We start from the raw sequence: 10,060 nt of genomic DNA on the forward strand, positions 1-10,060 counted from the left end.
CGTGTCCCGGCCACCGGAACGGGCGATCATGGCCACGGCCATACCCATCACTTTCCCGTAAGAAGCGGAAAACGGCACGTAACGGCCCCCGCCCGGTTTTCCGGCACAGGACGGGAGAGAATGGCATCAACCCCTGAAAAAACACCATCTCCCCACCGCCCCACGGCTTGGGTGCTGGCCATTGACGGCATCGGACCTGATCGGGGATGAAAGCAGGAGCACTGGCGGGCAGGTGCTGGCGCGGCCCGCCCCGGACGGATCACGCCGCCAGCCCTTTCGCCCGCATCGGAGACCGATATGACCGTGCATCTCACCAATACATCCCTGTTCCGCAAGGATGCGCTGATTGACGGCGCATGGTGTCCCGCCAGCACCGGTGCCCGCCGCCCCGTGCACAACCCCGCCACCGGCGCGCTGGTGGCGGAAGTGGCCGAATGTGGCCCCGATGACGCCACGCGCGCCATCACGGCTGCGGTGCGCGCGCAGGCGGAATGGCGCAACCGCACCGGTGCGCAGCGGCAGGTGGTGCTGACACGCTGGCATGAACTGGTCATGGACAGCCTTGACGACCTGGCCACCCTGATCGTGGCCGAACAGGGCAAGCCACGCGCCGAGGCGGCGGGCGAAATCCGTTACGCCGCGAGTTTCCTGCTCTGGTTCGCGGGGGAAGCCATGCGCGCCTATGGCGATGTGATCCCGCCCACCAACCCCGCCACGCGGCTGAGCGTGATCCGTCAGCCGGTGGGGGTGTGCGCCGCGATCACGCCATGGAACTTTCCCGCCGCCATGATCACCCGCAAGACCGGCCCCGCACTGGCGGCGGGGTGTGCGATCATTGTCAAGCCATCGGAACAGACGCCGCTTACCGCCCTTGCGCTGGGTGAACTGGCGCGGCAGGCCGGGGTGCCGGCGGGGCTGCTGCAGGTCCTGCCGGGCGACGGGATCGAACTGGGCAAGGCCCTGTGCGCCAGCCCCGATATCCGCAAGCTCTCCTTTACCGGGTCAACGCAGGTCGGGCGCATCCTCATGGCGCAGTCAGCCCCCACGCTCAAGCGCCTGTCGCTGGAACTGGGGGGCAATGCGCCGTTCATCGTGTTTGATGACGCGCATGTCGATCAGGCCGTCAGGAGCGCCATCGCCTCCAAATACCGCAATGCCGGGCAGACCTGCGTATGCGCCAACCGCTTTCTGGTGCAGGACGGTATATACGACACCTTCGCCACCCGTCTGGCGCAGGCGGTGGAGCAGTTGCGCGTCGGGCCGGGCAGCGACCCGGATTCCGTCATCGGCCCACTCATCAGCACGCACGCGCTGGAAAAGGTGGAAGCCCATGTGCGTGACGCGGTGGACCACGGGGCCACGGTCATGTGCGGCGGCGCGCGCGACCCGGCGGGCGCGCTGTTCTACCGCCCGACCGTGCTGCGTGATACCACGCCCGCCATGCGCATCGCGCGTGAGGAAACATTCGGCCCCGTGGCGCCGCTGTTCCGGTTCCATACCGAGGCCGAAGCCATCGCCATGGCCAATGACACGGAATACGGCCTTGCGGCCTATTTCTTCACCCGCGACCACGCCCGCGCCCACCGCGTGGCCGAGGCGCTGGAATACGGCATGGTAGGCCACAATACCGGCCTGATTTCCAACGAGGTCGCGCCCTTTGGCGGCATCAAGCAGTCCGGCATGGGGCGCGAGGGCTCGCGTTACGGCATGGATGAATACATGGAAATGAAGTATATCTGCACCGACATCACCGACCCCGAGGGCTGAAGCCCCACGCCGCGATGGCAGGGGTGCATTTACTTCCCCTTTCAATGGATTACGATGGCGGCATGGACGAATTCCGCTTCCTTCATGCCGCAGACCTGCACCTGGACAGCCCGCTGCTGGGGCTGACCGAAAAATCGGGCGATTACGCGCGCCTTGTGGCCGATGCCTCGCGCCGCGCCTTCAACGACATGATCGAACTGGCCATAAGCACGGAATGCCGCTTTGTCGTGCTGGCGGGTGACGTGTTTGATGGTGACCTGCGCGATACGCAATGCGGCCTGTTCTTCATCAACGGCATGGCGCGGCTGCAGAAGGCAGGCATCCGGGTGTTCATGATCCTGGGCAACCATGATGCGGAAAACCGCTTCGCCCGGCACCTGCATGTAACCGACAACGTGCACCTGTTTGCATCCAGCCGGGCGCAAACCCGCATAATGGAGGATCTGGGCGTAGCCGTTCATGGCCGCAGCTTCGGCAGCCGGAAGGTGGAGGACAACATCGCCCGCCACTACCCCGCCCCGGTGCCCGGCCTGTTCAACATCGGCATCCTGCATACGGCGTGCGAAGGGCGGGAGGGGCATGAAACCTACGCCCCGTGCACCGTGGCGCAACTGGTCAACCATGGCTACCAGTACTGGGCGCTGGGGCATGTCCACACCCGCGAAATCCTGCATGAGAACCCGTACGTGGTCTATGCGGGCAACCTGCAGGGCCGCCACGCGCGTGAGGCGGGGCCAAAGGGCGCGTCACTGGTCAGCGTGCAAAATGGCGCGGTTACGGCAGTGGAGCATCAGGTGCTGGACGCCGTGCGCTGGGCCAGCGCGACGGTGGACCTGTCCACCGCCACCACTCATGCCGACATGACCGGCCTGATCCGCAATGTCGGACATGACCTGCTGGCGCAGGCGCAGGGCCGCCCGCTGGCGCTGCGGCTGGAACTGACCGGCACGACCCCGCTGCATGCCGGCCTGATCCGCGCGGCCCATGAACTGCAGCTTGAGGTCGAGACCATCCTTGCCAGCATATCGGATGAAATCTGGCTTGAGCGCCTGCGCGTCCATACCCGCCAGCCGGAGCGCCCGGCGGTGCTTGACCCCTCCACCGGCGGGCGTATCGCGGCCGACATACGCCATGCGGCCACACCGGATGCATTACAGGCGGAACTGAGCCAGATCCTGACCACCGTGCTCGACCGCATGCCCGCCCACAGCCGTAGCGAGGAAATGGTTGCGGGCATCCTGCGGGATGTGCCGGAACGTGCGGTGGACCTTGCCATGCTGCTGGTGGAAAACCCGGAAGGCGCGCCCGATGCGCATCAGTGAACTCAGGATCATCCGCTACGGGGCCATTGCGGCACTGGACCTGAACTTTGGCGATGGAAACGGCCTGCATGTCATCCATGGCCCGAACGAGGCAGGCAAGAGCACATGCCTGTCCGCCATATCGGATTTCCTGTTCGGGGTGACGCATAACTCACAGGCTGGCGCGGTTTTTGGCAATGACCAGATCCGGCTGGAAGCACGGCTGCTGCTGGCCGATGGGCAGGAACTGGCGCTGCGGCGGCGCAAGGGGCGCACGCGCACCCTGTCCATGGCGGATGACGCGAACAGCGCGGTCAGTGACAGCCTGCTGGCCCCCGCGCTGGGGGCCATGACGCGCGAACGCTTTGCCGCCCTGTTCGGCCTGAATGACGAGACCCTGCGCACCGGCGGCATGGACCTGCTCAAGGCAAACGGGGATATCGGCCGCCTGATCGTGGAGGCAGGCGGCGGTCTGCGCGCCCTGATGGCGCGGCTGGAGGAGATCGACACGCGGCATCACCAGCTTTTCGCACCCCGCCGTGCTGGTGAGCGCGAATTCTATCAGGCGGTGGACGCCTTTGGCGCGGCACAGAAAACGCTGAAGGATGCCTCCCTCGGTCATGATGCCTATACCCAGCACTGCCGCCTGCGTGATGAGGCCCACCAGCAGAAAACGGACATAAGCCAGAACCTGGCCGAACTGCGCCGCCTGCGCACGCGGCTGGAACGGCTGGCGGCGGCCCTGCCGCAGATGCACGAGATCAGCGTGCTGGAAACCGAACTGGCGGCGCTGGCCCCCCTTGCAGACCTGCCCGCAGGCATGGGGGCCAGCATCACCAGCGTGCTGGATGCCTGCGCGACCGCGCACACCCGCCACGTGGCGGCGGTGGAGCAGGCTGCACGGCTGGGCCAGCAGATCACCGTACCACCGGATGAAGCCGCGCTGGACGCCATGCGCGACACCATAACCCGCACCATTCACCTCGGTCATGAGGTCCAGCGCCATCAGGCACTCGCCGCCGCGCATGAGGAGAAACGGCGCGCCATCAACGCAAGCCTCGCCAGCCTGCGCCAGCGTCTGGGTCGGGGGGCGGATAGCGACCTGCGCCAGTTCATGCCCGATCGCGCCGTGCTCGATACCATCCGCCGCCTGGCCGATGCGCGGGTGCAGTGGGAAAGCCAGCACGACAACCTGAACCAGCAGCTTGCCCGGACCGAACAGGCCATGGCCCGCACGCAGGCCCGCCTGGACAGCCTGCGCGCCGCCGGGCGTGACCTGCCCGTGCATGAGGACGCGCCCGCCCTCGCCGCCCTGCCGACCGAGATGAAGCGGCTCGAACTCCGCGCGGACAGGCTGGACCAGCGGCAGGCCAGCCTTGACGCCCGTCTGGCCGCGCTGGGGGGCATGACGGTGGAGGAACTTCGCCACTTGCCCTGCCCCGGCCCGGACGCCGTGCGCAGGCAGGCCGAATGCCAGCATGCCCTGCGCAGCGAACATGAGCAGTTGGCCAGCAGGCTGGCGGCGGCGCGTGAGCAGTTGACCACGCTCCACCCTGAACGCGCCCGGCTGGAACAGACCGGCAGCGCCGTCACGCCACAGATGCTGGCCACCGCCCGCGCCGCGCGTGACGGGCTGTGGCGTGACATACGCAGCGCCTATCTTGATCCCGCCACCAGCACACCCGCCGCCACGCGCCAGCTTCAGGCCACGGCACTCGATGCGGCCATGGACCGGGCCGATACCCTGTCCACCCAGTTGATGGCGGAGGCGGACCGCATTGCCCGGATCGAGGCGCTGCGGCACGCGATCAGTGAATGTGACGACAAAATCGCCTTTTTCACCCGGCACCAGACACACCTGAACGAGCAGATGGCCTGCCAGTGGCGGGAATTCATGGCCCCCTTCGCCGCCCTGCTCCCGCATGCGGCAACGGTGGAGGCACTGGAAAGCTTTGTGCGGCTGCGCGCGGACATCCTGACCGAAGCCAGCCAGATCGCCCATGAACGCACCCTGCTGGCCGAGGAGCGCATCCACCCCGACACCGTGCACGAGACCATGCTGCGCCTTGCCCGCCAGTTGGGGGTTGACCCCGACCAGCCGCTTGCCGCCTGTGTTGCCGCCGTCACCGCCGCCCTGCGCGTGCATGCTGCCGAACATGCTGAATATGGCAACCTGAAGCGCGAACTTGATGACCTGCGCGCCACGCGGACCCTGCAGCGCACGCAGGCGGCCGAGCTGGATACGGCGCGGCAGGTATGGGAAGGTCAGTGGACACCCGCCATACAGGCGCTTGGCCTCCCGGCCGATGCCCCGCCCGCCCTCGCCTGTGACCTTGCCGCCGAATGGGGTGCCGCGCCCGCCCATATCGAACGCCTGTCCGAACTGGATGAAGCCGCACTTCAGGCCCGGCAGGCCATGGCCGCGCTGGCACAGGTGCTGGAGGACATCCGCCTCCATATCAGTCCGGCCCTGCCACATGACGCGGTGGCGGCGGCGCAGGCGCTTGAACAGCGCTGGCAGGCCGCCCAGACCAACCAGACCCAGCGCGAGGCCCTGCGCCCCGAATACGATCAGGCCGCCCGCCATGCCCGGGAAAGCGAAGCCGCCCTGACCTGTGCGCAGGCGGAGGTGGCAGCCCTACAGGCCCGCACGCAGGCGGACAGCCCGCACGCACTGGCACAGCTTGCCCAGCGTCTGGCCCGGCGCGACGCGCTGGCGGACAGCCATGCGCAGGCGCTGCACACCCTGTCCCGCATGGCGGAGGGGCAGACCCCAGCCGAACTGGACCGCGAAATTGATGGCCGCGACCTGCCTGAACTGACGGCCGAGATCGCACGGATTGATGACCGGCTGAAAGAACTGGAGCAGTTGCGCGACAACGCCGTGCGCGCCGAACAGCGCGAGGAAACGGCCCTGCGCGCGTTTGAAAACAATACCGAAGCGCCACAGGCCGCCGCCCGGCGCGAAGCCGCGATTACGCGCCTGCACCAGATCGTGGCGGAATATGCGGAACTGACCCTTGCGCGCAACCTGATCGCCAGCGCGATCGACCGCGTGCGGGCCGAGGAACAGGACCCGCTGGTCACACGCGCGGGGCAGTTCCTGTCCCTCGCCACGCAGGGGGCGTTCACGGGCATCCGTACCGAACTGGATGCGCGCAACGACCCCGTGGTGCAGGGCATGCGCCATGATGGCAGCATCGTGCCCGTAACGGCCATGAGCGCGGGCACGCGCGACCAGATGTTCCTTGCATTCCGGCTCGCCAGTGTGGAGACCTATTGCAGGTCCACCGAGCCACTACCCTTCATTGCCGATGACCTGCTGGTGCAGTTTGATGACGCCCGCACCCGCAGCACCCTGCGCGCGCTGGCGGATTTTGCACGCACGACACAGGTGCTGCTGTTCACCCACCATGACAGCATCCGCGACATGGCCCGCGCGCTACAGGCGGGGGGCACGCCCGTCAACCTGATCGAACTGCCCCGCATCACAGCCCCCGGCCCCGCCGCTGTTGCGGCGGCGCCTTAGCCCGTTCCGCCCGCCGCGCCGGGGTTTAGGCTGGGGGCGCTGCCTCGGGCAGGATCTCGAACAGCACTTCCTTGGGGCGGCAGGGGCGCGCGGTGGTGTCGGTCATGACCACGGGCCGGTTGAGCAGAACGGGGTGGGCGGCTATGGCGTCAAGTATCTGCCCGTCCGTCAGGGCCGGGTCATCCAGCCCCAGTTCGGCATAAGGCGTGCCGCGCTGGCGCAGCAGTTCGCGCACAGGCACGCACAGGCGGCTGGCCAGCACGTCCAGATCAGCGCGCGTGGGCGGGTTCTTGATGTACTCGATCACGACCGGCTCGATCCCCGCCTCACGGATCATGGCCAGCACGTTGCGTGACGTGCCACAGGCGGGGTTATGGTACAGGGTTACGGTCATCACTTCATCCATTATCCAGATACGCACGGCATGATACAGACGCCCATGCCCCCTGAAAATACGGCCATCACCACCGGCCATGCATGCGCCCATGGTGCATTCGGGCGCAAACTCCGTTATGACTGCGGCACTCGCTGCCCGGCTGGCCGGGCCTATCGGGCCACATACAGGTACCGGCTGGATGCCCGGCGGCCATATGTGGCCATTTACAGCCATGGTTGCCCATTACGATGAACCCATCCGCCCCCGCCCTTCCGCCCGACCCGCAGGGCACGCTGCCTGTCTGCGTGGCGGCGCTGTACCATTTCACGCCGTTTGCGGACTGCGTGGCCCTGCGTGCGCGGCTGCTCGATGCCTGCCACGAACTGGGCATACGCGGCATACTGCTGGTGGCGCATGAGGGGATAAACGGCACCATTGCCGGCAGCGACGATGCGATTGCCGCCATCATCTCCACCCTGCGCGCCCTGCCCGGCTGCGCGGATATGGAGGTCAAGTTCTCCCGCGCGCCAGCCCTGCCGTTCCGGCGCATGAAGGTCCGCATCAAGCGGGAGATCGTGACCATGGGGGTCGAGGGCCTGGACCCCCGGCGCGATGTGGGTCACTACGTCGCCCCCACCGAGTGGAACGACCTGATTTCGGACCCCGACACGATCCTGATCGACACCCGCAATGACTATGAGGTCGCGATCGGCACCTTCCGTGGCGCGATTGACCCGGGCACGCGCAGCTTCCGTGAATTCCCGCAGTGGTTCCGTGACCGGCGGCACGAACTGGTGGAACAGGGGCGCACGCCCAAAATCGCCATGTTCTGCACCGGCGGCATCCGGTGCGAGAAGGCGACGGCCTTCGTCCGCGCCGAAGGGATCGAGGATGTCTTCCACCTGCAGGGCGGCATCCTGAAATATCTGGAAACGGTGCCCGAGCAGGAAAGCCTGTGGGATGGCGAGTGTTTCGTGTTCGACCAGCGCGTCAGCGTGGGCCACGGGCTGAAACCCGGCAATTTTGACACATGCCATGCCTGCCGCGCACCATTGAGCGAGGCCGACCGGCAGGCCCCGGAATACGAGGCCGGGGTCAGTTGCCCCCATTGCCATGGCGAACGGACCGAGGCCCAGCGCCGCCGCTATACCGAACGCGAACGCCAGATCCGCATTGCCAGCCAGAAGGGCATCCACCACCTTGGCGTGGACCCCGCCCGGCAGGGAGATGGCCCGGACGCCTGATCCCTACCCCGTCCCGAAGGGCCGCAGACAGGAAAGCCGAGCCGAGTGGACCGTATCGACCTTTTCCGTATTTTTACCCGCGTGGTGGAAACATCCAGCTTCACCCATGCGGCCGATACGCTCAATATGCCCCGCTCCTCGGTTTCCACGGCCATACAGGAACTGGAGGCACGCGTGGGCACCAGACTGCTGGCGCGCACCACGCGCTCGGTTGCGCCCACACCTGATGGCACCGCCTTTTACCACCACTGCGTGCGGCTGGTGGCGGATGTTGAGGAAACGGAAAACCTGTTCCGCAGCGGGGAAGCCGGGCCATGCGGCCTGCTGCGCGTGGACATGCCGGGGCGGATCGGCCGCCTGCTCGTGGCCCCCGCGCTGCCCGGCTTCCTCCGCGACTATCCCGATATTGACATTGAACTGGGCGTGACCGACCGGACGATCAACCTGATCGAGGACGGGGTGGACTGCGTGCTGCGGATCGGCCCGTTACAGGATTCCGGGCTGATCGCACGCCGGATGGGTGAACTGCCGCTGGTCAACGTGGCAAGCCCGGCCTATCTCGCCCGCCATGGCATGCCGCTCTGCCCCGCCGACCTGCGGCACGGGCACGAGGCCGTGCGCTATGCCTCCCCCACCACCGGGCGGGTGGAGGAATGGGAATGGGTGGAAGACGGCGCGCCCCGCACCATGGCCCTGCCGGGGCGGGTATGTGTCAACAATGCCGAGACACTGGTGGCCTGCTGCCTTGCCGGGCTGGGGCTGGTGCAGGTTCCCGCCTATGACGCGCGCCACCATATCCAGCGTGGCGAACTGGTTGAGGTCATGCCGGACTGGCGGGCCGAACCGATGCCCATGACGCTGCTGTACCCGCACCGCAAGCACCTCTCCCGCCGCCTCCAGATCTTTGCCGACTGGCTTGCCGCCCTGCTGGCGCGTGAAACCGCCTGAGGTCAGATCAGCCCGCCTTCCGCGATCATCTGCTGCAGGTCCAGTTCATGTTCAAGCTGGTGCAGTACCACGTCATGCACCGCCCCGCTGCGGTGCAGGCGCAGCAGTTCGGCCCGCCCGGCATCTATTATGGTCAGTTGCATCTTGTATTCGGCATCCTGCCGCCCCTGTAGCGCCTGCTGTTCATGGCTGAAACGCTCGGCCAGTTCCGCACGGTAGGCATACTGCTCCAGCAGGTGGGCATGGATCAGTTGCCCATCCGCGCCATAGGCCAGTTCGCGTATGGCGTTTTCCTGCACCTGTGCCACCAGCGCGCGCGCCTGCGAGACCGACAGGTAATGCTTCTGCCCCCATGCATGCCCGTGCCCCCCGCCGGTAAAATGGATGACCCAGCCAATGCTCGTGCCCTGCACCAGCACCGTCACCAGAATGACCACAAAGGTCGCGATCTGCATGATGTCACGGTTGGGCATGTCTTCCGGCAGGGCCAGCACGATGGCCAGACTGACCACCCCACGCATGCCGCACCAGCCCATGATGGCGATGAAGCCGAAGAACATCCGCCTGTCCGGGCGCATCCTGCGGGGCAGGCAGATCACACGCAGCCCCTCGGTCACCGCCATCCACACAAAACGCGAGATGAGCACGGCAGCGACAATACCCGCCACCGGGCGGAACACGTCCTGCCTGACCCACCCCGTGCCCATGTGCCGCAGCACGATGGCATGCACGGATGTGCCGATCAGCACGAACACGAGTGATTCCAGCAAAAAGACCAGCACCTCCCACACCGCCGCCCAGCGCAGGCGCGCATCGGCGCTGAATACGTCATGCTGCCGCCAGCCCACCACCAGCCCCGCCACAACGGTGGTGATGACACCCGACACCCCCAGCC

At 66.8% G+C, this 10,060-nt stretch carries 7 protein-coding genes; 5 read left to right on the forward strand and 2 right to left on the reverse strand.

From position 1 onward, the window contains the following. Positions 1-297: 297 nt before the first annotated feature. The 3 genes from DY926_RS14505 to DY926_RS14515 all read left to right on the forward strand — a co-directional run bounded on the left by DY926_RS14505 (position 298) and on the right by DY926_RS14515 (position 6,597). Complete coding sequence (locus tag DY926_RS14505) at positions 298-1,767, forward strand: NAD-dependent succinate-semialdehyde dehydrogenase (protein WP_116704014.1); 1,470 nt, start codon at positions 298-300, stop codon at positions 1,765-1,767. Positions 1,768-1,829: 62 nt separating this feature from the next. Further along, positions 1,830-3,089, forward strand: a complete 1,260-nt coding sequence (locus DY926_RS14510; protein ID WP_241503246.1) for a metallophosphoesterase family protein — start codon at positions 1,830-1,832, stop codon at positions 3,087-3,089. Continuing rightward, positions 3,076-6,597 (forward strand): YhaN family protein, encoded by a 3,522-nt coding sequence (locus DY926_RS14515; protein ID WP_116704016.1) that lies wholly within the window; start codon positions 3,076-3,078, stop codon positions 6,595-6,597. The genes DY926_RS14510 and DY926_RS14515 overlap by 14 nt, the downstream gene beginning before the upstream one ends. A 25-nt stretch (positions 6,598-6,622) precedes the next feature. Here the strand turns inward: DY926_RS14515 and arsC are convergent, their stop codons facing one another. Continuing rightward, positions 6,623-6,991: an arsenate reductase (glutaredoxin) gene (arsC, locus tag DY926_RS14520; protein ID WP_116704026.1), complete on the reverse strand. Its 369-nt coding sequence runs from the start codon at positions 6,989-6,991 to the stop codon at positions 6,623-6,625. 230 nt (positions 6,992-7,221) lie between these two features. Between arsC and trhO the strand changes: the two genes are divergently transcribed. Next, positions 7,222-8,217 (forward strand): oxygen-dependent tRNA uridine(34) hydroxylase TrhO, encoded by a 996-nt coding sequence (gene trhO, locus DY926_RS14525; protein ID WP_116704017.1) that lies wholly within the window; start codon positions 7,222-7,224, stop codon positions 8,215-8,217. Between the two features lie 45 nt (positions 8,218-8,262). After that, the gene (locus tag DY926_RS14530; protein ID WP_116704018.1) at positions 8,263-9,165 is read left to right on the forward strand and encodes a LysR family transcriptional regulator; all 903 of its coding nucleotides are present in this window, start codon (positions 8,263-8,265) and stop codon (positions 9,163-9,165) included. Between the two features lie 2 nt (positions 9,166-9,167). Here the strand turns inward: DY926_RS14530 and DY926_RS14535 are convergent. Then, positions 9,168-10,060: cation:proton antiporter domain-containing protein (locus DY926_RS14535; RefSeq protein ID WP_186336187.1), on the reverse strand; the 893-nt coding region annotated here is incomplete at its 5' end.

The organism is Komagataeibacter melaceti (genome assembly GCF_003403295.1).
Classification (GTDB): Bacteria; Pseudomonadota; Alphaproteobacteria; order Acetobacterales; family Acetobacteraceae; genus Komagataeibacter; species Komagataeibacter melaceti.